The organism is Paraburkholderia sp. J10-1 (assembly GCF_905220165.1).
Classification (GTDB): domain Bacteria; phylum Pseudomonadota; class Gammaproteobacteria; order Burkholderiales; family Burkholderiaceae; genus Paraburkholderia.
The window spans coordinates 254333-278566 of record NZ_CAJMYW010000003.1 but is presented as its reverse complement, the minus strand read 5'-3'; the positions used below and the strand labels follow the sequence as shown (position 1 = coordinate 278566).

29 protein-coding genes are annotated in these 24234 nt (G+C 60.7%); 15 read left to right on the top strand and 14 right to left on the bottom strand.

Annotated elements, in window-relative coordinates:
• Window positions 1-330 precede the first annotated feature (330 nt).
• Entirely contained in the window at window positions 331-852 is a 522-nt protein-coding gene (locus U5A65_RS13925) for a hypothetical protein (RefSeq protein ID WP_321910810.1), read from the top strand.
• Between the two features lie 18 nt (window positions 853-870).
• Here U5A65_RS13925 and U5A65_RS13920 read toward each other — a convergent pair whose 3' ends face one another.
• The 9 genes from U5A65_RS13920 to U5A65_RS13880 form a co-directional block, all read right to left on the bottom strand.
• A complete protein-coding gene (locus tag U5A65_RS13920; RefSeq protein WP_321910812.1) occupies window positions 871-1305 on the bottom strand; it encodes a hypothetical protein in 435 nt (144 codons plus the stop codon).
• A 234-nt stretch (window positions 1306-1539) separates the two neighbouring features.
• On the bottom strand, window positions 1540-1809 hold the full coding sequence (locus tag U5A65_RS13915) for a helix-turn-helix domain-containing protein (RefSeq protein WP_321946610.1): 270 nt from the start codon (window positions 1807-1809) through the stop codon (window positions 1540-1542).
• A 68-nt stretch (window positions 1810-1877) separates the two neighbouring features.
• The gene (locus U5A65_RS13910) at window positions 1878-2165 is read right to left on the bottom strand and encodes a hypothetical protein (protein WP_321946609.1); all 288 of its coding nucleotides are present in this window, start codon (window positions 2163-2165) and stop codon (window positions 1878-1880) included.
• The gene (locus U5A65_RS13905; RefSeq protein ID WP_321946608.1) at window positions 2152-2829 is read right to left on the bottom strand and encodes a hypothetical protein; all 678 of its coding nucleotides are present in this window, start codon (window positions 2827-2829) and stop codon (window positions 2152-2154) included. The genes U5A65_RS13910 and U5A65_RS13905 overlap by 14 nt, the downstream gene beginning before the upstream one ends.
• Window positions 2826-3605, bottom strand: coding sequence for a hypothetical protein (locus tag U5A65_RS13900; protein WP_321946607.1), 780 nt, complete (start codon window positions 3603-3605; stop codon window positions 2826-2828). The genes U5A65_RS13905 and U5A65_RS13900 overlap by 4 nt, the downstream gene beginning before the upstream one ends.
• A 5-nt stretch (window positions 3606-3610) precedes the next feature.
• The gene (locus tag U5A65_RS13895) at window positions 3611-4363 is read right to left on the bottom strand and encodes a hypothetical protein (RefSeq protein WP_321946606.1); all 753 of its coding nucleotides are present in this window, start codon (window positions 4361-4363) and stop codon (window positions 3611-3613) included.
• Window positions 4364-4382: 19 nt separating this feature from the next.
• A complete protein-coding gene (locus U5A65_RS13890) occupies window positions 4383-4703 on the bottom strand; it encodes a hypothetical protein (protein ID WP_321946605.1) in 321 nt (106 codons plus the stop codon).
• Window positions 4704-4716: 13 nt separating this feature from the next.
• Entirely contained in the window at window positions 4717-5412 is a 696-nt protein-coding gene (locus U5A65_RS13885) for a hypothetical protein (RefSeq protein ID WP_321946604.1), read from the bottom strand.
• Window positions 5413-5420: 8 nt separating this feature from the next.
• On the bottom strand, window positions 5421-6083 hold the full coding sequence (locus U5A65_RS13880; RefSeq protein ID WP_321946603.1) for a hypothetical protein: 663 nt from the start codon (window positions 6081-6083) through the stop codon (window positions 5421-5423).
• A 62-nt stretch (window positions 6084-6145) separates the two neighbouring features.
• On the opposite strand from U5A65_RS13880, the gene U5A65_RS13875 reads away from it, so the two are divergent.
• Window positions 6146-6385, top strand: a complete 240-nt coding sequence (locus U5A65_RS13875) for a hypothetical protein (RefSeq protein ID WP_321946602.1) — start codon at window positions 6146-6148, stop codon at window positions 6383-6385.
• Between the two features lie 2 nt (window positions 6386-6387).
• On the opposite strand, the gene U5A65_RS13870 is transcribed toward U5A65_RS13875, so the two are convergent.
• The 5 genes from U5A65_RS13870 to U5A65_RS13850 form a co-directional block, all read right to left on the bottom strand.
• Window positions 6388-7443 carry a phage Gp37/Gp68 family protein gene (locus U5A65_RS13870; RefSeq protein ID WP_321946601.1) on the bottom strand — a complete coding sequence of 352 codons (1056 nt, stop codon included), beginning with the start codon at window positions 7441-7443 and terminating at the stop codon, window positions 6388-6390.
• On the bottom strand, window positions 7440-7670 hold the full coding sequence (locus tag U5A65_RS13865) for a hypothetical protein (protein WP_321946600.1): 231 nt from the start codon (window positions 7668-7670) through the stop codon (window positions 7440-7442). The genes U5A65_RS13870 and U5A65_RS13865 overlap by 4 nt, the downstream gene beginning before the upstream one ends.
• Window positions 7663-8583 (bottom strand): DNA translocase FtsK, encoded by a 921-nt coding sequence (locus U5A65_RS13860; RefSeq protein ID WP_321946599.1) that lies wholly within the window; start codon window positions 8581-8583, stop codon window positions 7663-7665. The genes U5A65_RS13865 and U5A65_RS13860 overlap by 8 nt, the downstream gene beginning before the upstream one ends.
• A 68-nt stretch (window positions 8584-8651) precedes the next feature.
• Complete coding sequence (locus tag U5A65_RS13855; protein ID WP_321946598.1) at window positions 8652-8843, bottom strand: hypothetical protein; 192 nt, start codon at window positions 8841-8843, stop codon at window positions 8652-8654.
• Window positions 8844-8845: 2 nt separating this feature from the next.
• On the bottom strand, window positions 8846-9085 hold the full coding sequence (locus U5A65_RS13850; RefSeq protein ID WP_321946597.1) for a hypothetical protein: 240 nt from the start codon (window positions 9083-9085) through the stop codon (window positions 8846-8848).
• Window positions 9086-9576: 491 nt separating this feature from the next.
• Between U5A65_RS13850 and U5A65_RS13845 the strand changes: the two genes are divergently transcribed.
• The 13 genes from U5A65_RS13845 (at window position 9577) to U5A65_RS13785 (ending at window position 24231) form a co-directional block, all read left to right on the top strand.
• Window positions 9577-9870, top strand: a complete 294-nt coding sequence (locus tag U5A65_RS13845) for a hypothetical protein (protein WP_321946596.1) — start codon at window positions 9577-9579, stop codon at window positions 9868-9870.
• Window positions 9871-11307: a hypothetical protein gene (locus U5A65_RS13840; RefSeq protein ID WP_321946595.1), complete on the top strand. Its 1437-nt coding sequence runs from the start codon at window positions 9871-9873 to the stop codon at window positions 11305-11307. It abuts the gene before it with no gap.
• A 1-nt stretch (window position 11308) separates the two neighbouring features.
• Window positions 11309-12688 (top strand): phage head spike fiber domain-containing protein, encoded by a 1380-nt coding sequence (locus U5A65_RS13835; RefSeq protein WP_321946594.1) that lies wholly within the window; start codon window positions 11309-11311, stop codon window positions 12686-12688.
• A gap of 157 nt (window positions 12689-12845) precedes the next feature.
• Window positions 12846-13553, top strand: a complete 708-nt coding sequence (locus U5A65_RS13830) for a hypothetical protein (RefSeq protein ID WP_321946593.1) — start codon at window positions 12846-12848, stop codon at window positions 13551-13553.
• Window positions 13550-14317 (top strand): hypothetical protein, encoded by a 768-nt coding sequence (locus U5A65_RS13825; RefSeq protein WP_321946592.1) that lies wholly within the window; start codon window positions 13550-13552, stop codon window positions 14315-14317. Before U5A65_RS13830 ends, U5A65_RS13825 begins: the two co-directional genes overlap by 4 nt.
• Window positions 14314-14787 carry a hypothetical protein gene (locus tag U5A65_RS13820; protein WP_321946591.1) on the top strand — a complete coding sequence of 158 codons (474 nt, stop codon included), beginning with the start codon at window positions 14314-14316 and terminating at the stop codon, window positions 14785-14787. The genes U5A65_RS13825 and U5A65_RS13820 overlap by 4 nt, the downstream gene beginning before the upstream one ends.
• Window positions 14788-14853: 66 nt before the next feature.
• Window positions 14854-16527, top strand: coding sequence for a hypothetical protein (locus U5A65_RS13815; protein ID WP_321946590.1), 1674 nt, complete (start codon window positions 14854-14856; stop codon window positions 16525-16527).
• A 12-nt stretch (window positions 16528-16539) separates the two neighbouring features.
• Entirely contained in the window at window positions 16540-17316 is a 777-nt protein-coding gene (locus U5A65_RS13810) for a tail fiber assembly protein (protein WP_321946589.1), read from the top strand.
• Window positions 17317-17373: 57 nt separating this feature from the next.
• Window positions 17374-17637 carry a hypothetical protein gene (locus tag U5A65_RS13805; RefSeq protein WP_321946588.1) on the top strand — a complete coding sequence of 88 codons (264 nt, stop codon included), beginning with the start codon at window positions 17374-17376 and terminating at the stop codon, window positions 17635-17637.
• Complete coding sequence (locus tag U5A65_RS13800) at window positions 17603-18685, top strand: hypothetical protein (protein WP_321946587.1); 1083 nt, start codon at window positions 17603-17605, stop codon at window positions 18683-18685. The genes U5A65_RS13805 and U5A65_RS13800 overlap by 35 nt, the downstream gene beginning before the upstream one ends.
• A complete protein-coding gene (locus tag U5A65_RS13795; RefSeq protein ID WP_321946586.1) occupies window positions 18682-19209 on the top strand; it encodes a hypothetical protein in 528 nt (175 codons plus the stop codon). The genes U5A65_RS13800 and U5A65_RS13795 overlap by 4 nt, the downstream gene beginning before the upstream one ends.
• 76 nt (window positions 19210-19285) lie before the next feature.
• Entirely contained in the window at window positions 19286-21598 is a 2313-nt protein-coding gene (locus U5A65_RS13790; protein WP_321946585.1) for a hypothetical protein, read from the top strand.
• A complete protein-coding gene (locus tag U5A65_RS13785; RefSeq protein ID WP_321946584.1) occupies window positions 21595-24231 on the top strand; it encodes a hypothetical protein in 2637 nt (878 codons plus the stop codon). The genes U5A65_RS13790 and U5A65_RS13785 overlap by 4 nt, the downstream gene beginning before the upstream one ends.
• Window positions 24232-24234 lie beyond the last annotated feature (3 nt).

The window sequence follows — 24234 nt, the reverse complement described above, 5'->3', positions numbered from 1 at the left end:
CAGATCCTGGGCTGAACACATGCATCGCGCGGCGCTACAATTTCTTCAGCCCTCGACCAAGGGTGGTCTTTTTTCATCTGTTTTGCGCGGCTCTCGGGCCGCGTTTTTTTTGCCTGCGGAAAATCATTTTCAATTAATGCGCGCAACGGAATGGTGCGTTGCGGAAAGCGGAATGATTAAAATCGCGGCAGATATTCTGCTTCGGTGGCGGGATAATCGGAACTTTGCACGGGGAAGACTTGGCGTTCGACGCGCGGCGCGATGCGGGTAGAATCCTGCCCTTGCCCCGCGACGGGCAAGTCCCGCGCAGAACCCGATGAAAGCCCCGCCATGACCGATTCCTCTCCCGCAGCCGAACCCGATTTCCCCGCCGACGACACCGCCGCCGAGGCCGAGGTGATCCAGGAAGCGCGCCTGTGGCGCAAGGACGGCTGGACCGCGCGCGTGATCAAGAATGAGGACGACGATGGCTGGGCCGTCGAAATGATCAAGGACGGCGAGCCGGAGCCTGCGCTCGTCGGGCCCTGGACCATGGGCCGTGACAAGAAGAATCCCAAGCCGCTCGACACGTCGGCATTCAACACACTTGTGAAGACCGCTTCCGAGGTATTGCGCAGGCACGAGCAGCAATTGCGCGCGCTGCTGCACAAGCGCGTGAGCGTGCAGACCGCTGATGGCGATGTGGACGTGACGCTCGATATCGTTCCCGACGAGTACGAGCCTTATGCGCTCGTCAGCGCGATCGACGCGTTCGGCGAGCAACTCGCGCAGGCGCGCGTCGCGCCGAATTTCAAGCTGACGAAGGCGCGCGCCGAGGCCTGGGCTGAAGGCGGCTTCGGGCGTATCGAGTAACTATCGGAGGCTGCCCGCTCAGTCCTGCTGGCAGAAGATCGCGGTCAATAGCGGCCCCGCATGGTGGACGATGGCGGTATTGCCTGCCGCTGCGAGCGCCGCCTGCACCTTGGCCTGGGTGCCAACCACGACGGCCCCGTAGGCGGAAGGGGCGATGGGCTTGCCGTTGCCGGTCTTGAAGAGCGGGTCGTCTTTCTGGAAACCCACCACGGCGAACACACTGAAACCGTAGGCGGTCATGTGCTGGCCGTGCGCGGGCCAGAACGCGTTGATCGAATTGCTTTCGACCTTCATGGGTTTCGGATCGATCAGGTTTTGCGTGATCAGTCCCGAGATGAAGTCGTGGGCGGACTCGCTGCAGGTCAGTGAATCATCGATGACAGCGGCGCGGGCGGTGCCGGCGAGAAGCGTCAGCGCAGCGAGAAAAAGGGCGGCAAACGTAAAGCGTTTCATTGCATGGTTGGCGAAAGTGCGTGCGCGGGGCCGGATGCGGCAGGCGCACAACGCCCGGGCTGGCGCGAAAGGGTTGCACTCTACGCGTGTTCGGGAGATCTCGCTTGCGGCGCTGCGCGAGCCAACCTGGCCGGGCCGATCTGGCGCTTTGGCTTACAAAACGAAAAGTTAATGTGGCGCGAACGTCGGAATACCTGCAAGTTTTCTGGAAGGCGTATATATTGCGCGGTTATATCAGGAATTCAGTGAATTTCTTTTATTTTCAGTCACTTGTGCGTCTCCATCGGGGGTGTTTTCGGCTCTAGCTACCTGGCTGGCTACCACCCCGGAAGTCATCAGGTTTCGGATGCTCTCGTCAGTGATTCCGCTCGAATTGTCGCCGATTTGCACACGAACAAGTTTTCCGGCGCGCGCGAAGCGGTAGATCGTCTCGCGGGACACGCCGAGCAGCTTCGCCGCAGCGTTGATACGGTGGAGCTTCTGGATCGTCGTAGTCGTTTCCATCTTTCTGACCCCTTATTCGATTGGCGAGAGGCCGCCGTAAGTGGGGCGGCCCCGCGAGTAGATCGTTTTCAACCCTGACGTGCTTCCGATGCAAGTTGGCGCGGCAAGCGCTTGATCGTCAGCACTGATGTCCCGTTCCGGTAGTGCATGGAGTTGTCGACGTACATCTTCGAGCCGAGCAGCACGGTAACGCCGTGCGGATCGGCCACGTCGCGCCGGTTCCATTTCGCGAGCTCATCGAGCGGCACCTCGAAGCCGCCCAGGATGCAGACGGCCGGCGGGTGCTCCAGGTAACCGGGCGCGTCGGCCGGTGTGAGGCCGGCGCCGCAGAAGGGGCACGGGTCAACTTTGGACATTGGAGCCTCCAGCGACTGGCTGGGCGCGGTCAAGTCGCTCAATTTCGGCGATGCCGAGGGCGACGCTCTTGACGAGGTCACGGCGCTTCGTGGTCGGCTTCCACCACGACGGCGCCCACGGCCAGTACTCCGCGATCGTGGCGGGCTGCCAGCCGCCCGCATGGAGGGCATAGCAGGCCGAAGCGGCGGCAAGGTCGCCATCGGCGTGCTGATCGTCGTGCTGGGGCGTCCAGCCTTCCTCCGTGACTTGGCGGCGGCGCTCGGCCAGCACGTCATGCGCCGCCTGCGTATCGTGGTTCAGCCAGGCCGGCGCGCCAGCGTGCGGTGCTGACGCGCGCAGATACAGCGGACGGAACTGAATGTCGGGCTGATCCCTGTACCGTTCGCGCATCAAAGCGCCGCAATGACGCCATTTCGTCCATTCGCCCTCGTAGAGATCGCGGAACTGCCATCCCGCCGGGTCAACGTCGCGCGCTACTGCATCGCGCGTCTCGAACTCGACCGGCTGCCCCGCGACGGCGGCTTTCATGCCGACGATATAGCCATCGCGAAAGGCGAGTGCCGTTGCGACAGGCGTATTCGCATCGGCCCACGCTGCGGCGGCAATCGTGGCGCGCTCTGTGAGGTCTTCGGTCTGCGCACCTGAGATGTTGTTGGTGTTCATGCGTCGCTCCCGTGGTAGCCGATTTCTTCGTCCATGGCAGGCTCAACGGCCGGTTGCCAATAGCCGCTGTACTCATCGCAGTCGATGGCCTGGGTGATGCCGTACTGACCGATCGACACAAAGCACTTCCCCGAATGACCCGACCAGAGCACCGATAGGGGGATCGGCTTGGCATCGAGATCGCCGGTCCAGTGCCAGTAGATGCCTTGTTTGGTCGGTGGACCATTGGACCATTTGGCTTGCGGTGCTGAGTCATCTCGCTTACTGACGACTTCCTTTTGCCACGCATTCAGGCGAATCCAGTCGTGGTACAGGCGCCCAATGTCGAAGCGCCAGACCAGCGCCATTTGGTCCGGAATGGGCAATGGCTGCTGCACACAATACGCAGCCCGCAGTCGCTTAACCGAGTCTTCCAGCTTTCTGTCGCCGTAACGCATCGGGTCTTCGCCTTCCGGTGCCATCAGCACCGGCGCTGCCGCAGGAGGGGCGACGGGAACTGCGAGCGCTCGCAGGCACGTAGCCAAAGCATTCGCACACTCGTCGGAGCTAACGCTCTGGCACTTGCCGTCAAGATCTTCGACGACCCGCCAGTATTTCGCGAGTTGCTCGGCGGTCAGCGGCGCTTGCGCTGCGCCGGAAGGGAGAGCAGCGAGGGCTTCATTGACTGTCTTTTTCATTGCCGACATATAGCCGACGTCGTAGGCGTCGTTGCGGAGACGCGCGTTGTCGATGCAATTTTCGAGGCCGCCCATCAGCAGGTCCAGTGCTTGTTTCATATCCATTACGCCCTCTCTTGGCCGTCAGCGCTTGCGCGACGAAGCTTGTGCTGATTGATGATGTCAAGGACCGAACTGCGCCGAATGACGGGGTGTCCGTCGATATGGCCAACGACGCCGATCATTTGCACCGCATGTCTCAGTTCGTCGCAACCTTCGATGTCGGGCTCCACCTCTGTGGCTGGTGCGTTAAAAGCGAGGGGGGGCGTGGGCGCATTGTCGATCATCGCTTGATAGACCGCGTTCGCGGTCCATGGGCCGCCGCAGCCAGCGGGAAGCGAACCGTGTCCGGCGTCTTTCATATAGCCGGTCGCATGGACAGGGACGAGCTTCCAGCCATGCGGCGTTGTCGCGAGAGGGGCGGGTCTGGCGAGTCGGTACAGAAACATGTTCGGATCGCCTTCGAAGGTCGCCTCACCGTCTTCGAGAAGGATCGTCGCGTGGGCGTGCGCGGTCGATCTTTGATCGTCAGTCTGTGCGCCGTTGATGTACAGGTGTCGGCCGACGGCGATTTCGAGTTCGCCCTCGTTGTGACAGTAGGTGATACGAGCTCGGCCTTCGTCATCTGTCGCAACGAGCATCAGCGTTGCTCCGGCATCCGTAGGTGCGTCGACAGTCTCGCGAGGGCTTCTGCCCTTCATCAGTGCTTCAACGAACTTCTCTAACGAGCTTTCGTCGCACTTCAGGTCAACAGCAAACTCTTTTCCTAGGACTGCGAAATTTACAGATAACGTGGTCTTCGGAGCATCGATGTTCATCGCATTGTCTCCTATCCGATTAAGGGTTCTTGGTGGCCGCGATCTGTTCGCGATGGCACGTGAGAACACGGCGATTCGCGGCATCGAGCACAACTTCGAGGTGATCGAACGGTACGGCGTGCTCGATAAACGCCCGCAAGCCGATCGCAAAAATAGAAAGCTTGCGCGTCGTCATGTTTCGGCAGTTCGCCTCGTGTGCTCGAGCGCCCAGCCGATCCCGCCAGGCCGAGCGTTGATGCGCCGGCGGCATGACGATGGTTTCTCCCCAGAATACCGGCGAGCGATTCGAGTCGGCTCGAGCGACGAGGAGCCGCGTGTATCGCATCTGTTTGCTGTTCATTTCGATACCTCGCTTAGTCGTCGTGCATCGAGAGGTTGAAGTCGTGGTGGCTCGTGCCCGGTTCGATCCTCACTATCGTTCCGCTCACAAACATGCGGTAGAGGTCGCGCTCAAAGCCCCGGGCCGGGTGAATGAAGAGTTCCTTATTGACGTCCTCTTTGCCGATGCTCAGGCTGTAGATTTCACCCTGCTCATTCACGCCCATACGGAAGGCGCAGCGGTACTTCTCCACGCTGTGGTCCTTATCCATTGCGACGTACCAGTAGCCGTAACTGGCCTCTTCGACGTGCAGCGTGATTTCGTGGTCAATGTCGCCGCCGTAGGCACGATCTTTCACGTGTTGCTTGAAGTCTTCAACAAGTCGATCGAGTGTTATCTCGGTTGGTGCGTCCGCCAGCAACGCGGCCATGTGCGCTTCGATCTTCCTGGCCACGTCGCCCGTCAACTGAGCGTCGACGGTACGCGCGATGATCTTCTCGATGAAGTGCGCGTAGCTCGGGAGGTCCATCCGTTCGACGTCGATGTCCATGGCGGCGCCTACCTTTTCAGCGAGCTTCTTGCCGAAGTCGCCGTAGCGTTCCAGATTGTTGTTGATGACGGCGGTGACGGTCTTTTCGAGCTGCGCCTCTATAGCCTTTTCTATCGCGCCGGAGGCGACGATATTGGCGAAGGCGCTCTCGACTGCATTCGACAGGTCAGGATAGGTCATGGTTGTCCTCATTGTTGATCTGATGCTCGGGTGAAGGTCACGACCCATACCCAAGGATTGACGTCCCAGCCGAAGCCGCGCGTGGCGTTCAGGCTGTCCCACAGCGATGCATAGGAAGTAGTGGCGAACTCCACGGACGAGCCGCCGGTGTACGAGCGCCAGCCTTCGCCGTCGCGTTCGACGCCTTCGGCGATTGCGTCAGCCTCGCTGATGTCCTGCAGGCGCGCGACGTGCACGCCGGTGATTTCGAGCGTAAGGCGTGAAGCGCGGCGAGGCATGTGGATCGCGGGACGCTTCCACCAAGAGGGCGTCGCGCCGCCGTGCCGGCTACTCGTGACCGGCACGTCTGAGTTGTCGGCCGCGTATTGATACGCCCGGTCGCATTCGTGAGTCATGTCGACGAAGTGCCACTCGTCGCGGCCCTTCTTGGCGTTGTGGCGCGTCTCCCAGCGTCCGAAGGCAAAGAATGTCTCGCGAAGCCAGAGTCGATCGCGAGCGAAGCCGTATGGGCTCAGAAGGCTACCGGGCGACGCTACATATTCCGGAGTGAACATGCCCGGCTGCAGCCAATCCAAGGCCGTTCCCCTGGTCACGCGCCGAGTCTGCGTCTTGCGACCTTCGATGATCGCGCGAACCATAGAGGCGCTGAATAGTATCGGGCGTTCTGTCATACTAGGGCTCCATTTGTTTCGTATTGGAGGGCACCATGTCCGATAGGCATAAGGAGATCACGGTGCCGCCGCACCTGATCGTGATAAATGCCGATCGCGAGTACGTTCCGGGAGCCGCCGATCCCAACGGCCGTTTTTATGCTCGCGCTGTAATTACGAGGCTGGACGGCAGGCCTGTGTACAAGAATTTCGTCATGTACCAGATCGAAGAGGGTGCAAAATTCGACGAACTTCAGGACGCACTGGGCGACGCAGAGGTACGCGCTCGGACTGCGATCAACGATGGCTTTCCTGACTTCTGACATTACCGTTCCCCAGGAAATTCGTCATGCGTGCGCCCGTCGAGCAGGCGCCCGGCGAATACCTTGCCGACCTTTTGCATATACGTGTCGCAGCCTCCGTCCACATGCTCGAGGCGCGACCCGTCGTGGCCGGATTCGGTTAGCCGCACGACATACGGCCAGCGCTTGCAGTTCGGGTCTATATCGGAGCACGATGAGCCATCGCCGAACCGGTGATAGCAAGCGCTACGAGGAACCCACTCGCCCCATTGCTTGAATAAATAGGGCACACCCGCTTCTGTGCATTGATCGCGGATGTCGCGAGCCCATTGCGGGTGCATCGGGCGTGCGTGGGGGCCACTTTCGCCGCCGACTATCACCCAATCGATCCCAGGCGATTTGTAGCTGCTGCCCTCGTCGGCGTATTCAGTGGTCGGGCCGTGAATCCACTGTGCGCTGGCCGGACAATCCTCGCAGGACTGCATCTCTTGACCGCAGCACATCCCGGTGGGATCGAACCACGGTTGGAGGTCCACAGGTCCGAGTAGCGGCTCCATTGAGAGGAATCGGCGGCGCGCTGGCGTCATTAGCAGCTTTTCGATATCGCGGTTCGCTTCTTCTTGGTTGACGATCGTTGCGCCAAGCCAGACGTTCGGCGGCATATCACAGGGCATGCCGGTGTCGACGAGCATGCCGCGCACGTTGCCTATCCGTTTTGTCAGAAGCTGCCAGTCCAGGTTTGGCGTCTGCGCAATCAAGCGGAAGAGATCAGCTCGCCACTGCGGATCGACGGCGTTGTCGAACACGTCGGCTAGGCTAGAGCAGAAGACGCGCTGGCGTCGTCGATGCTGAGCATAGAAAACACCCGCGTTCCTGTTCCATTGCAGTGGCTTGCGCCAGTTGGCGGCCGACGTGCGCCGCCGCGGCGCGCCCGGTCCCCAATTGATCGCGATACCCCCTGCGAAGCGCGCGTTGCGCGTCTCGGCATAGCAGTGATCGCAACCGGGCCCGACCTTCTGGCATCCTTCCCAGGCGTTGAACGTGTGGTCAGTCCACTCAATCTTGCTGTTCTCGCTCATGTCCATACCCGCTCAAAAGTCGCGCCACGAACATACGTTCTAGCGCTCTTGTCATAGACGATGTTGCCCGGCGCCATCTCCATGTAGCTGGCGAAGTCGTGGCTTGCTGTCGGTTCTGACACGCCGAAGAAGTCGACGATGGCGCGCCGGTTCACCGCGCCGTACTGTGCGACGAGAAAATCGATCATGCGCAGACGCTGAACGACCGCGTAGTTGGGCTCAGCCATTTGGACCTCCGTCATCACTCGGGGTCGACGGACCGGCGTCCTCGAGCTGCTCGATGATCTTGGCCGCGCGGTTATAGCCGATCCGTAGGCGACGCTGGATCGCCGATATGGACGCCTTGCCGGTCTCCCTCACGATCTCAAGCGCTTCGTCAAAGAGCGGGTCTCGTTCGCCGGCGGCCGGAGCACTATCGGCTGTGTTGCGCAATGGCTTCGAAGGCGAAGGGGCCAGGTTGAACGGCGTGGGCTTCGGGAACCACGCGGGCAACTGCTCGAACGAGTCGCGGATTTTCATGATCCCACCGAAGACTTCGAGCTCGGACGCGCCCAGGCCTCCCACGACGAACAGCAGTGCGCTGTCCTGATCGCGAGTAAAGAATCGTATAGAGCCGAAGTGCTTTGCGATCGCGAGCGCATCCACGAGAAACGAGGGGTTCACTGCGCCGGAGATGCCCTCTTTGTAGCCAAGCGTCGATGCGACGCTCTCAATCCTCGGGAATTCGCCCTCAATCAACGAATTCCCCGGTTGGACGAACTGCGGCGCGCCGTGCTCATCATTGATGAACGCGGCACCGTTCGACATCACGTCAAACGTGCTCTTGGGGCCGGCTGCTTTCAGGCCGTCCTTGCGCGTTGCGACGATCAGTTCGCGCTCCGCGTAGCCTGCCGGGTCGTGAACCACAACATACCGGTGACCGTCGGTAGCAACGATCATGACGCTGCCGTCGTCCAGAGGGCGAACATTGATGCCGTTGAGATAAAACCGGACATCATCGTGAGCGACGAAGGGCGCCACAATCTTGACCGCCATGGCATTGAAGCGCGCGATCATGTGCAGTGGTTCGCCGGCGTGCGGGGCGTCAGTGGCGACGCCGTCGAGGGACAACTGTTCTGCCTTGTTTGTGTCCATTTCCATATTATTCGGATTCCTACAGAATTATGAAACGGCGGACTCGTAGAGAGCCCGTCAGCCAGTGATGCTAATTACGTCATTCGTTTGTGGAGCGCGTTGATGAACACAACTTCCTCATCGAGAAGCGGGCAGGCGTGCGCATCTGCAATGCGCTGAACACCATGGAGATATGCCCTGACTGCGGGCGACAGGGAATGCTCAGTGCGCAGGATCGCGTCCAGGCGCTGGCGAATGGTGAGATTGCAAACGTCGTCGTTCATCATGTTTATTCGTCGTCGTCAAAGTCGCCGCTTGCACGGCGCTTAAGATCGATGGTGTCCGCGCGCTGTCGCGCCAGCTCTTCCTCGCGAACCCGGCCCGCCAGCGCGACCGCTTCGACGGCCGGCGCGCTGAGCGTACTAGCCGAGGCGGCCATCTTCCGGCGATGCCACTCGACGCGTGCAAGCTCCCGCTGCGTGAGCGTGGTCAGGCCAAGTCGTTTCGCTCGAGTAGCAGGTACGCGCATGTGGCACCTCCGGAATGAATTGGGCCTGTGCTTACGAAGAGGCCCACACCACCACAATTACGAAGAGCACGATCAAGCCGAAGATGAAGCTCGGCCCGGGATGATCGTCGCTGTAGTCGAGAAGCCTGCGGACTCCGCGTCGGCGCGTAGCGCGACGGCTGCACGTTGATACGAGTGGGGTACTCGGCGAACCGCTATCCGAACCGGTGCCGTAGGCCACAAAGGCCCAAATGAGCACCGATCCGACTACAAAAACAAGGACAAGTACAACCAGCCAGGTTTTCACGTCTTCGTTTTCCATTTATAGGGGTCTGATCGGCGGGAAAATCCCCAGGAGACCTCAGTAAAGTTTCATTCGCCGATGCGTATAGAAATACTACTATTCGTATTTGAATTGAACAATAGATGTGTCTATGTTCTGTGTCAAGAAGCCGGTTCGTTTTGGAAAAGCGCCACTGGGGCGCCGGGCGATGCCGCAATACGATCGCGAGATGAACAACGTCACCGCATTGGACTTTCAGGCGATGGTCTCTCACTGGCTCGCAACGCCGGTGAACGGCTATCTGGGCAGCGACTACGGGAACGTGCTCCCTGATCTGCTGCAGAACCCACTACGCGCGGGCGGGGCGGATGTCGTGCTCAGTAAACTTCGCGCAGACGTGCCGCTCGCCGGCGCGTTGCCGCGAGCGGCCCTGAACATGTACATGATTGACGAGGGACCCGACAAGAGGCGTTTCTATATCGATGTATCGGGTAAGCCGATAGAGGTGGGGGGCGGGACTTAAATGGCTTACTCGCGCGACGATTTCGTAGCGGCGCTGTCGGCAGAGGCGTCGAAGTATCCGCTCGCGGCCCAGTATTACCAGGCTGGCGATCCGCGGCTCTTGATGAACCTTGGGGCGATGGCGACTATGCTGACGATGATTTCGCAGCAGGTCGATCTGGAAAGCATGGAGGTGTTCAATCGCGTTCGGGATACGACGGTCCTCGCAGACGCCTCCGTAAAAGGCATCCTTCCGTTCGCGCGCCCGCCGCGCCTGACGCTGGCGATCACGAACGATGCGGCGTCCGGCGCAACGCTGAGCGTGGTAGTCGGACGCCGCTTGCTCGACCAGCAGGGCCTGGTGTATGTGGCGGAGTCCGAAGTGACCATCGCGCCGGGGGCGTCAGGCAAGGTCAATGTTAAGCAGATGACCACGCGCACCTGGAGCCACTTCGTCCAGAACTCGACGCCGTTCTATGCCGTACAGGTGCCCGTTTCATCGGATAGCGATATCACGATCAGCGGGCTATTGGTGAGCGTCGACGGGGCGATGCAGCCTTATACGCCCGAATTTGCGAACCTCGCTCCTGACGAACCCGGCTATGCGCTCGAGACGGATCAGTTCCGGCGGCTCAACATCAAGTTCGGGTGGGAGAAGACGTTCGGCGTACAGCCGGCAAACGGATCGCAAATCGACCTGACGATCGAGGAGACACACGGGGCGACAACGCTGGCCGTCAACTCGACATTCACGTTTGAATCGGTGAACTCTGCGGCGGACAAGTTCGCGACCATCAAGCTCGCCTCGGTCATCTTCCCGGGCGCGGATCAGGTAGACATCGAGACGATGCGCGAGTGGTCCCGCTACCCGAGTACCTATGACGCGACAGCCGTGTACCTCGGCAATTTCGATTTTCTGATTCGTCGCAACATCTTCCCGTTGCGCTTCCTGTCAGTCTGGAACGAGCAGATTGAAGAGGCAGTGCGCGGGCCATCGGTGAGCAACATTAACGTGTTGTTCATCGCGGTGCGCATGGATGGCGTCGATACCGCTTGGCTCAAGCGGGAGATTGCACGGGTGGTGGCCGCCGCTGACAATTCCTACCGCTTGCGCTTCGTCAACGCGATCGATAAGCCTCTGCCGCTATCGATCACCGCCTCGGTGTCCATTGTCCATGATCCCGCTGACGTTGAGGCTCAGATTCGCTCGGTGGTGTACAGCCTGTACGGCAGTGACGCGCCGGCGGCGAAGCAAGGGATGCTGGCATTGAACGTCAAGCGGATCGCAGACGCATTGCGCTCCGGGGTTGTCGCATTGCAGGACGACGCCAGCGACGTTCAGATTTCGGTGCAGGCGGCCGGCGTGGCGTTGCCCGAGCAGTATCGCTACGTGTCGCCAACGTCGCTCGTCGTGCAGGTGACGCAGTCGACATATAACGATGGCCTTTGGAGCCACTAGCATGACCAGCATCGTCAGTCTCAGCGAAGTCGCTGCGCCCGAACTGGCTCCACTGGTCGAGAGTTTCGAATATGACCAGCTCGAGGCGGAACTCAAGGCGATCTTTCTCAGCGTCTTCGAATCGTTGATCCGGCCGCGGGAGCGCCGACTGAACCTCTACGGCATGCCGCATCTTGGTGACACCGAACTCATCGAGCGCGCACTAAAGAATGCGGGGCTCGCGCTCGTCAAGCGCACCGATACGCGGTCCTCGTTTCTCATGAAAGCAATGGCCCTCAATCCGCGCCGAGGGACGATCTTTCTAAAGCAGTATTTGCAGTCGGTGTGGCCGAACGTCTGGGAGGTTGAACAGCTATGGCATCCGATCGCGAGCGCCGCACGCTATCCGCAAGATTGCAAGGCCCTGGTGCCCCTGACGCTGGGGGGCGGGATTACCGTCGAGTACGACGGCGAAGACGCCGCCAACCCCGCTATCTATCAAACGGGGTGGCAGGGAAAGCAGCGCCTCTATTCGACGCCTCGCACCAACCTTTTGAAGAATTCCGGAGCGTGCGACAAGTGGACGTGGTTCGACGTAGCGGTTAAGACGGACGGCACACTCGCGCCGGACGGAAAGACCCTGGCCAGACTGATCGTTGAGGATGACGTCAACTATCAGCACGCCGTGTCGCAAACGGTCGTGATGGCGATCGCTCCTGGCGAGGTGTTCACGCATACGACTTTCTTGCGGCCTCGTGAGCGAACCGTGGCACGGGTGTTTCTCGCAGACGGAGGCACCAAAGCATATTGCGGGGTCTTTGTCGATTTATTGACTGGCAACGTCGTGAGAACTGAGCAGACAGGTGTGTGGCATCTCGTGTCTGTTCAATGTGACCTACTAAGCGATGGATGGTGTCAATGCCGCCTGACCGGGTACGTGGAGCAAGGTGTCGAAGTGCGCAGCACGGTCTACGTGACAAATGGCGCGACTTCCGGTTACAAGGGCGACGGTAAGTCAGGCTTCTATCACGGCGGCTCGCAGCTCGAGAGAGGCGCGATAGCCACGAGCTACATTGCCACCGACGCACAACAGAAGACCGTCACGGACTACGTGCTTGACGCCAAAGGCGTGGCGACCTTTCCGCAGGGGCAGACAGCGCCGGCGGTGGTTGGCTATTTCCCGACAGGTCGAATCAGTGTGACGCTGCCGGTGACCTCAGACAACGGCATGGGCTTGCTGGAAATCGGAAAGGCATTCCGCGCGACGCTGGCGGCGCGGCTCATGCTCGAACTGCATCTGTTGCTCACGTTCGAGAATATCGGAGCGTCCGGCGGCCTGGCACTCGCGAACGGTGCGACGGGCGTCATGCCGTTTATGGCAACCGGGACGCTGAAGAAGTAAAAGGAGCACGTTTATGGGAATCAGGACGGAGCGAATCCGCTTCAACGTGGCAGATCGCGGTCGCCAGCACTACGGCAGTGATCGGAATTTCGATATCAAGGCGCTCACGAAGGTGGTGAACAGTCCGCTCGTTCAGGAGCGGGTCAAGAACCGCGACATGGTCGGCTACTACGGCCACTGGGTGCGGCGCCGGTTTGGCCTGGATCCGGTCGAGGTAGGCGTGGTGAACGGAAAGCCTGTCAACTTCGAGCCGGCGCTCGTTACGACGCATCTGAGCGCAGATGCAGATGGCAACATCGAGCACCAGGCCGAGTTTCTTGATACGGCAACTGGCAAGATCGCGGCACGACTGTACGCGAGCAAGCAGGGGGGCTTTTCGAGTGCGATCGGTGCGAATGCACGCGGCGGCCTTGACGTTCCGTTCGCCTTCGCCGGTTTCGATTACGTGCTTGAACCGAACTACACGACGAATCGCGGCTATGTGCTGGACAGTGCTCACGCACCGGAGGGCATGATTCTGGACTCAGCGCTTGTTGAATGGAACGGTGCCGCTGCGGCCATGAATACGGTGTACGAGGGGCTTCAGGCGGACCATGCCCGGGTGCTCGAGGTCGTCGCACACCTTCGCGAAGAAAACGAACAGCTTCTCTCGATGATCGCGAGCGGGAACACCACGCTAGCGCTCGATAGCGCCACGGCGGCGAGCGAGCGGCCGACGTTCATCTCGAACATGCGGACCGAATTCGCGCAGCGTGTCGACAGTTTCGCGACGGCCGATCTCGCGGGCTACGAGCGGCAAAAAGAAGACACGCCGGTCGACCCCACCCTCGAGCCTTTCCTGCAGCGCTACGGGGTACGTTCATGAGCTTGCGCACGCCGCTCGAACTGGGCTTCGCCCGCTACCTGGCCAGCTACTACGAGACGATCTTTGCCGATACGCCGGGTGTCGAGGAGTTTGTTCGACGCGGCTTGGAGCGGGCGATCGTCTGGGCACCCGGGCGGATGATCGACCAGTGCGAGTTGATGCTCGAGCAATGGCGCAAGGTCGCAGCCGAAGACGGCCCCGGGCTTTCATCCTTCCTGCCTGTCATCATCGTGTCGATTGCCAAGGACTTCACGCCCGTGCCCCCCGACTGGGGCTTGTCAGTCGGCACGCCGGTCGATGTCGTGGTTGATGGCGACAAGTACGGCCGCATGTACAAAGCGCGAATGTCTTACAACGAGTACCGCGGGCAGGCAGTGATTTTCGCAGCCGAGGGCCAGACCGCGCATAGCCTGGCGATGCAACTCCATCTTTATGCGAACGGACCGCATGGGCGACGCTTTAAGCACATGCACGAGGTTGCGGGAACGACTGCGGAATTCCCCGCGGTGTTGGAGCAGATCGATCTGGCTGGAGGCTTGAATCCCCTTGAGCAGCGAAACATCACGGGCCTGGTGTTCGATCTCATGATTCGCGCGGCGATGCCGATCTTCCAGGCGCCGAAGGAAGGCGAGCCGAACGACGGGCAACCGGCACCGGCCGGCTATCCGGTCGTGCGCGAGGTGGATGTCTTTCGACGCCGTGAACACGCCGGCGTAGCCGTCACTGTGGAGGGGGTGAACCCTATCGTGAGGGATGACGTATGAGTCTGATCAAGATCCAGACAGCTATCACCGGATATCAAGGTTTGCCGGTCAGTCTCCTCGGTGGTCTCGACACTGAAACTGGCCTGCTGATGGTCGCGAAAGAGATGCCATACGGGGACCGTGAGGCGACGGCAACTTTCATCACGAACGATCCTCGCACGGACGAACGTGACGGCCTTTTTATCGACGACGAGAAGCTGCAGCGCGCGCTACGCCTCTTCTTTCGCATGCGCCGCACCGGGCTGATCGATCTCATGAAGACAGTGTCCAAACACGATCCTGAGAACCGAATCGAATCGGACGGAACCACCGAGCGGGGCGTTCGATATCGCTTGGCACCGGATATCAGCAACGGCAACGTGGCGGTGCTGGCAATGGTTGAGGCGGCGGACACAGCGTATCGGATCGAGGAAGCTTCCTCGTTCGCCGACGAACTGAGTTCGATGTTTTTCACGATCGGCGGCGAGTAGGAAAACCGCGATCGAGCTACCTGCTTCGAGCATTGAACATATTGCGATCCGTTTCTCGAGGTCGCAATGGCAGATACCGCATCTTCCGAGCCGCTAGTTCTTAATCCCAAGCTGACAGCTGGTGGGCTAGCGATTGCGCCGTCGGCAGATCTGCCCGGCGTGAAGATCGTGCTGACGGACATTGCGATCGGCACGGGGCTATACGAACCGACCGGGCAGGAGAAGGCGCTTCGCGCCGAGGTCGCGCGCTACCGCATCACGAGCGGGTCCGTGCTGCCGAATGGGCAGGTTCAGGTCGGCACAACGATCAAGGACACGGACAACAACGGCAATACGCCGAACGGCAAGGACATAGGCGAACTCGGCTGGTTCTCTGGTAACACTCTGATCGCGGTCTGGAGCCGTGGCACGGGCGGCGCCTTGTTTCGCAAGGCGGTCGGCTTTGATGTGCCGTTTGCCTATACGCTCGATGTCTCGGCGCTGCCTGCCGGATCGGTAACGATCACGACGACGACCGATCCGGACGGGATGGCGGCGCTCATTCTGAAGCATGAGGCGAAGCGTGATCCGCACCCACAATATGCGCGACTGGATGGCGCGACCTTCACGGGTGCGACGAAGGGCGCAACGCTCGGATTCGGAACGAGCAGCAAGGACTTTGCAACGACGGAATACGTGCGCCAGAATGCGCTCCCGCTGCAGCCCGCACTCGGATCGTATGTCGATCTAAATACGGTTAAGGACTCCGGAATCTATCATCAGCCGCTTAACGTGCAGGCGGCGAGCGGCACGAATTACCCGGTTCCGCTGGCGGGAAAGCTGGAAGTCTATTCGAGCGGCGTGATGGTCTACCAGACTTATCAGTTGTACAACGCCAGCGACTCGTGGATTCGTACATATTATTCGGGGGCGTGGTCACGTTGGAGGCAAGTCGCGTTTCTTGATGCGCCTGCATTCACAGCGTCGCCCACCGCACCTACGCCTACCGCTGGAGACAAATCTACAAGACTCGCGACTACCGAGTTCGTGATGTCAGCAATCGGCACCGCTTCGATCGGATCGATCGTGTGGGAACCGCGGACTTCTACCCGGGCTGGCTTCCTCAAGGCCAACGGCGCGGTCGTTAGCCGCACGGACTATCCACTTCTGTGGGCCTACGCACAGGCCAGCGGGGCGCTCGTCGCAGATGCCAGTTGGCCCAGCCGTCCCGGTTGTTTTTCGTCCGGCGATGGAGCTAGCACGTTCAGAATTCCCGAACTGAGAGGCGATTTTATCCGCTGTTGGGACGATTCCAAAGGCGTCGATTCGGGCCGCGCAATTGGTTCCTGGCAGGACAGCGCGAACCGCTCCCACGCTCACGGAGCCTCTTCTGCTGCTGTCGGCGATCACGCGCATAGTGCATGGACGGACGGTCAAGGTTGGCACGGACACGGTGTCACTGATCCGCAGCACTCGCACCCCGCGATCGACATATCGTCTAGCGGGCGCGGCCCTTACTTTGGTAACGGAACCCAGGAGTTTTCAGGCGGTGGTAATACCCGTCTCGGCGTTGGCGGATCCGCGTTCCCAACTTACAGCTCACCAACGCGCATCTCGATCAACGCCGACGGCACACACGGGCACAACGTAGGTGTCGGAGGTGCTGGTGCTCACGCTCACGGAATTACTGTCAATGCGGATGGTGGCGCAGAGGCACGTCCGCGCAACACAAGTCTCCTTGCTCTCATTCGCGCGTACTGAAGGAAGCGAAAAATGTTTGTGCATCAATACGATTCCCTGACGGGCCAATACACTGGCAGCCGGCTGGCTGACCCCGATCCGCAAAACGCGGATCGATGGCTTATACCGGCCTTCGCAACGGATGTGCCGATGCCGGAGGTGCCGCGCAACGCGTATCCGTTCTTCATCGACGGAGCGTGGCTGCTCCTGCCCGACTACCGCGGTCAACGTCTCTATCGAATATCCGATGGTTCACCGGCAGAGATTGGTATTGCGGGGATCGGTCCGGAGCAAGTTGACTTGACGGAGCACGCGCGGCCGTCCGCAGACCACACGTGGAACGGAAACGAGTGGGCGCTCGATCCCGAACTGGCGAAGGCGCGCGAACGAGCTGAAGCGTTGGCGGAGTTCGAGAAACACATGGACGCCGCTCGCGTTCACACAATCGGGATGGCAGATGCCCAGGCAACGGGCCTGTTGTCCGTTGGCGAAGCTGCGGTGTTCAAGGCATGGTCCGCATACCAGTTGGCGCTTGTGCGCGTGGTCAATGGCCAGAACTTTCCCGGCGAACGTGAGTGGCCGGCCGAGCCGGACGAGTCCGCAGTGATCGCAGAAGCGGAGGCCGCGGAGGCGCGCCGCCTCGAAGAGGAGGCACAGCGGGCCGCGGAAGAGGAATCCCGGTTTGCACCAGTCGAGGTGGAGGAGGTGCCCGCCGACGCCAGCGAGACGAGTTCCGAGACCGATGCTGGCGGGCGACCGGACGACGAGCCGCCGGAGAGCGAACCGGCCGCGGACGAACCCGCGGTTTAAGCGATGTATAGCCCTCTTGCGACTGCAACGTACGTTCGCGCGGTTCGAAAGTTTGCTGTGCAAACGCCGGGCTGGAGCCCGGCGATCCGCTATTTCACGAAGCCGGATGAGCGCTTTGATATCACGCTCATCGCGCAGCGCGTCTACAGCGACCGAAGCGAATTCATGGCGATCTTCGCCGCAGCGGGCCTCGACACCGTTGAGCAGGAGGTGCCCGAGCAACTGCTGACGCTCCCGACGTACGCGCAGTTGCAGACCATCAAGCGACAAACCGGATACCTGACAGATGCCGAGCAAAGGGCGTACGAATCCCTTGGCTGACCTTGCCCTTGCGCGCCTGACTTCGGCGCGCAAGGAGTCGGACGCGCGCCACGCGCGGGACCTGACGCGTCGCCAAAATGCCCCAACGATTCTGCAGCCGAACGAGGTCTCCGGCGAGTATGACGCGGCGCGCCTGCTGACAACGACGTTGCACGGCGAGCAGCGTCCGCTCGATCACAAGGACCTGCGCGCGTTCCAGCAATCTGTATCGCGCCTCAAGAAATCATTCAAAGGTGGAATTTCTGCTCAGCAGGTCATCGACCTGTCGCTGGCGGTCGACCGCCAGAGGGCGAACGACGAAATCCGCATGGCGGTACCGGTCTATATCCGCGGGAATCTCGTCCATTTCGTCACGAACGCTGGGCCAGAGTCGGATCGCTCGAGGCACCACGTACACGTTAGCTTTCTTGATTTCGAAGCGGCTGTGGCTGCGTCTCCGAACGACAAGGCGAAGATCGGGCGACTGGTGTGCAAAGGCCGGCTTCTCTTTGACTGCGACTGCGGACGCCACACATTCTGGTATCGGTACATCGCGACGATCGGCAAGTACAACTGGGGGCGCGCGGAGACAGGCTACCCGAAGATCCGGAACCCGCGCCTGTACGGCGTGGCCTGCAAACATGTGCTGCGCACGATGCACGTGATCCTGAAGGACAAAGGCGCGCAACTTCGAATCGCCGATTCCGTGCTCGGCATGCGCGAAGTGCTTGACATGCGCAAGCTTGCGACGACGCGCCTGAAGGCGACGGACGTCAAGGAAATGGCTGGCGCGCAACTGCGAAAGCGCAAGAGCACGTCGAACCTCAAGACATCGGCACAGAAGCAGCAAGACACGGCGCTGCGCAAGGCGCGCGAGCAGATGAAGAAGGCAGCGAACGAGGCGGCAAGCGGTCAGGCGCAGAAAGTCGCGCCGGCGACATCGCCGCCAGCAGCAAAGTCTGCGCGAGCCAGGACGGTGAAGTCCGTCGAACGTCACGCACGCAGCTTGCTTGAACTGGGGGCCATCACCCAGGAGCAGTACGATACGATTGTGAAGGGGGCTGCATGATCAATTCGATTCCCGAACAAATCATGGCGGCATCGCGCGCTGTGACGCTCAAACATCCGAATTCCATGGATTGCCAGGTGTATCGACGGGTGGTGAAGGGGCGGCCGGGTCCCGCGCATCCGGCGAGCGGCATGGCCACACATGGCGGACTGGGCATGCTGACACCCGAAGACGACGAAGCGATCGAATATCGCCCCCTGGGTGCGGGGAAGATCCTCATAACGTCTCGATACGAGGGGACGCTCTCGATTGTGGATCGCGGCGATGGGGTGGCGCCAGACACGACGCTCCAGGAGGCGCTGATCGAGCCGCTAGGGCTTGCCGGTGCATCAGGGCGGCCGGACGCTAGTCCCGGCTTTACGCCGGAGAGATACGACCTTGTCGGCGTCATGCCCGGCGGTGGCGTACTGATCGGGTTCGAAATCATGGACGTCACGGGGAGCGTCGCAATCTACCCGTACACGCGTCGCTACATCATCGCGCCACGTGACCAGCTTCACGACCTGACGCCGTGGCAGCCGTAACGGGCCGCCAGCCGAGGACCAGGGCGTTGGAAAAGCCTTCACGCTGAGAACTCGAGCCGCCCGACAGAATGGGCAAATGACCACGTACGCCGATATTGACGAGGCCGCCCATCGCGGGGCCTTCGGACTCAACACGCGCCCCACGCCGAGCCCCGCTCAGCTTGACGCGGGCAACTACGCGAAGGGGCGCTTGAGCGTTCAAGGCCTGCAGATCGTGATCGAGAATCCGCGCGGGTCGGAGCGATCGTGGTGCGATGAAAGTGGCCGCACTGGCGTGAACCTCTCGAAGTTCCACTATGGGTATTTCGCGGGCGTCAAGGGTGCCGACGGTGACGAGCTTGATTGCTACGTGGGGCCGTGGCCCGAGGCCGATCGCGCCTACGTGGTCAACCAGTGCCTCGACGGCAGGTTTGACGAGCACAAGGTGATGCTGGGCTTTCCGGACGCCCGTACCGCGCAGGCCGGATATCTCAGCAATTACTCGCCCGGCTGGACAGGGCTAGGCAGCATCGTCGACTGCTCGATTGCGCAGTTGAAATTGTGGATAGCGAATGGCGATCTCTCGCGCCCGCTTACCCGTGAACAACTCCCCATTGAAGAAACACGCAAGCATATGGACAAGGTCATTTGGGATAGCGCGAATCAGCCGGTGGGGCAAACAATCGGCCAACTCCTCTACGCGATCCGAGCGCACGACGCAACGGACGGCCTGATCTTCGATCCGGTGCGGACCGAAGACATCGAGGCCGATGCGGATTCCGTGCTTGTGTTCGATGCGCTGATTGTTCCGTATCTCAAGCTCAATCAGCGCATGGAAATACTGCGCAAGGTGCTGGACCGCTCGGGCGGCGATCTGCATGTTCTGGAAATGCAAATCACAAAGCCGTACACACAGCGCGGGACGACCAACGTCGCAGTTGTCTACGAGCTCTCGGACGGGCAGACGCTGAGCGTGTTTTTCCACAATCCAGACATCTCGCCGAAGCGCATCATGCCGGACGATGACCTCGTTTCGTGGAAGTGGATGCTCAACAAGAAGGACATCACGATTGCGGTCGCGCCGGAGCGCGGGCGCGATCTCAATGTACGAATCGTGGCTGCGCGCGTCATGATGCTTGCCTCGAAGAATAGCGCGCGGTTCGTCACTGCGAATGCGAAGCGCGCCGACAGGATGCAGGCGATCACGGACCTGAAGGGCGAACTATCGCAGAAGCAGGCCGAACTTGAAGCGCTGACGAAGCATATCGACGAACTCACTGTAGCGCTCGAGTCGCAGTTTCGAAGTGCTGTGCTCGCGTCGAGCGATGCCCAGTCGGCATATATCCGCGCACAGGACGCTGACGGCACAGACCCGACTACAGGTCAGTCTGCTGATGAACTGGGTGCCGCGGCAGATGTGGCGGCAAGTCGCGCAAAGGTCTTGCAGGCAGTACTGAACGAGGAACCGCCGCCCGAAGCGCCAGAAAGTGCACCCGAGGCTTCAGCAGTGGCCGACGTGGGGACAGCCGCCGCCGAAGCGGCGGCAGAACCCCCCATCGGCTCTGATGTTGCGCCGTCGTGGTCGGACGTCGCGGATGCATTCGGGAAGCAGCAAGAGCGCTACATTGGCGCGTTCCAGAGCACGGAAGAGGCCGAGAGCGTCAAGGACCATCCGGCGGGTACGTGGGCGTTCGAGAAGATGGGGGATAGCTACCTGGCAGTCTATTCGACTGGCGTTGGGACCTATGCTGGCGGCGACATGATGCCGACGCCTGAGGAAGCGTACAGAAGCATGACGGTCACAGAGCGCTACCAGCAGATCATGATTCCGCCGGCGGCGGAGGTCGATCCAACGTCGCCGGACGAATCGTTGCCGGTTGGTGCGGAGCCTGCGCCACCCGAACCGGAGCCCAACACCAAGCCGGAAACAGTATTTGAAGCGGCAGGCTTCATCAACGTGTCCGCCAACATTTGGGTCCGGGCGGTGACGACAGACGATGGGAAAAAGCTGCAAATCAACGTCAAAGTTTCTGACAGCGGGTACAACGTAGTCAAATCGGTCACGTTCCCCGGCATCAGTGGCGCTAGTCAAAGTGTCGGCACGTTTGACACCGCTGAGGCGGCGATTGCTGCTGCTCGGTCCGAGTTCGATGCGTTCTCTCCGCCCCTGCAACCGGAAGCGGTAGCCGAGCGTGTTGTCGAACCTACTGGCGAGAACGAGGCGTATCTGCTAAGCATCATCGACGGGACACGAGAGCTGACTGATCCGGGTATTCCGGCGACGATGAAGGCCATGTACGAGCAGCGAAATGACGAGCCGGAATTCCTCGATCTGTTTAAGCAGGCCGCGGCGGCTTACAAGACGTTCGCACTTGCCAAGGCGCGCGCAGCGCTCGAGCAACCAGCATGAACGTGCACGTGGTCGCTCAGATTCAGGGGCTGCGCGTTCTCCTTGACGACAGCATGGGCGATGCATTTGCCGAAGCGATGCTCTCCGGGCAGGTCCTCTCAGCCGTAGGCGATGTCGAGGCCGCGCAAGACCCTGTCGCAGAGGTGGCCGCGACAGAAGTTCTACTCGCGTTGCTAATGCGCCTGCAGGCTCCGCAGCGTGCCGTCATCCTCCAGAATCGCGATCGCGGCACGCCGGCGATGATCGCGCAAATGAACGCCATTGCGGCGGCCCCAGACTATTTTCGCGTTGCGCCTTCTCGCGAGTTTGCGAGCGGCGCGCCGATCGTGTTCGGTAACGATGATCTGTGGCCGTCGAAGCTCGCGCTCGGGCGAAAGGACAAGGCGGTCGCGGCGAACGGTCAGCGGTTCCGTATCCAGTACGCCGTGGTCGAGGCGGCCGACGTCATTACCAGCAATACAGCGGACGGAGTGGCCGATTCAACATACGCGGCCGGCGTCGCGGGGAAGTTGCGCGCCATCGCGGGCAACGGGCGCTTGGCTGGGCTCAAGGCGGCATTCGAGCGCGGCACCGCCGACGAGTATCGCCGCGAGCTCGCTGAGGATGAACTGACCGGCATTCCGGCGGAAGCGATCGAACGGTTCGACGCCCCGGTTCTCGTACGCATCATGTACGCCGAGGACGTCACCGAGAACATTGGAGATATCTCGAACCAGCGCGGCACGTCTGATCTCTCACCGGTCGAACAGGCGCAGAACGACGCCACACGCGTGAACCTCGCCGATCTCGATATCGCCGACGACGGCAAACCAACAGAAACCGCGGCGCTGGCGTTCATCGCGGCAATGCCGGAGAGCGAACGCAACAATTTGATGGACGGCAAAGTGCCGGGCGCGAAGGCATACGAGCGCCTGATGGCCGCCGTGTTTTGGAAGGCATACACCGACGCCGAACTTGTCCGGCTATATGCCCAATCCGTTGACGCGGAGGTCAAGACAATCCTTGGTGGGATGGCGAGCGCTGCCGCGGATCTTGCGCGTCTCGATGGCGCTGGGGCTCTCGATATCCGGGGCGTAGTGACTGAGGCCGCGAGTCTCGCGGTCAACGCGAAGCGGCAGGGGGTAAAGCTTGCGGATTTCGCGCGGCAAACGGATATCACGCTCTCGCCCGATGTCATGGAGGTCGTGCGGATGTTTGTAGAGAATGTCCGCAGCGCGAGAAAAATTGGCGAACGCTTGCGCGATGCGTCGCGCTTCGCCTATGAGGAATTCACGAAAGAGGACTCCGACATGTTCGGCACCGTTGAAAAGGCCACACGAGCACAGGTACTCGAGAAACTGCTTACGCCCGTCGATACCGTAGTATCGCTGTTCGATTCTGTTGACCCGCTGCGCGCGATCGAATTGTCGGCTGAGCTACTGGCGAAAACGGGCGCGCTTGACGCCGTCGGCGACGACGATCCTATCGGGGCTGTTTCGCTCTCTGAAGAGATCATCACGATCATTCGCGAACTGGAGGCTGACGCGCCGCCAGCAGCGGTTCCAGGCGTGGTAGTGAACGGGAGTGACCTCGGAGACTTCCCCGATTCGCCGGAGGGCAAGGTGGCGCTACGTGCTGCCGCAAAGGCGGCCTACGAGTTGATGCTAGGTCAGTGGGTGCCGTGCCCGGCACTTGGTGGCGATGTTGAATTGCGCAAGCAGGGGATGAAGAAAACGCTCAGCATGTCAGGGGACGTGCGCAAGCTGAAGCTGATTCCGATGATCAAGGAACTCATCACCGCCGGACAAAGAGTCGGCACACAAAACGCATACGATCTCCCCGAAACGATGAATGTGGTGCGCTATCACACGATGCGCTCCCTCGTAGAACTCAACGGGCAACCGTTAGCGGTCCGCTTCGTCGTCAAGGAAGACGACAAGGGAATGTTCCACTACGACCACACGGTCGCGAAACAAGATGCGATTTTTGACGATGCAAAAGCAAACGGGCCAACCGAAGTTGACCCGTCTGCTGCCGCAAATTACGAACCTGGCGCTTCTTCGGGAAGCATTCCTGGTGGCTTGCGGTCCGACCCTACTCGCCCGAGCGAGACTCCTAGCGGAATGCTCGCTAGTGTACGCAATTCGAAGGACGTCATCAATCCTGCGACAGACATACTCGACGATGCAAAAGCAAACGGGCCAACCGAAGTTGACCCGATCACTGCTGCCAATTACAAACCTGGTGGTCGACCGGCACCGATCCTGGTGGCTGGCAGTCCGACCTTACTCCCCGGTCAGGAGGACGCCGCTTGCGCGACTGTCCTTGACAGCGTAACGCAAGGCACAGAGATGATCAACCTGTGGTTCGAAGGGGAGGATTCGGAGATCGTTGTGGACGATGAAGCCGCACCTTCCGCGCCGGAATTGTCACAGGACGACGCGCAGCGCGCGGCGGACCTGCAGTATTTCGCGACGGTTGTCGCGGGCACCGTGGACATGTGGGACGACGATCTTGCGGATCGTCTCGAAACCATGATTTCGCGCTACTCCGGCGACAACGAGATGGAAGAAGCGTGGCGCGCTGCCGTGAACGCCTATACCGATTTTATGGCGAGGGAGATCGGCGCATCAGCGGGTATCGCGAGCACGTAGACG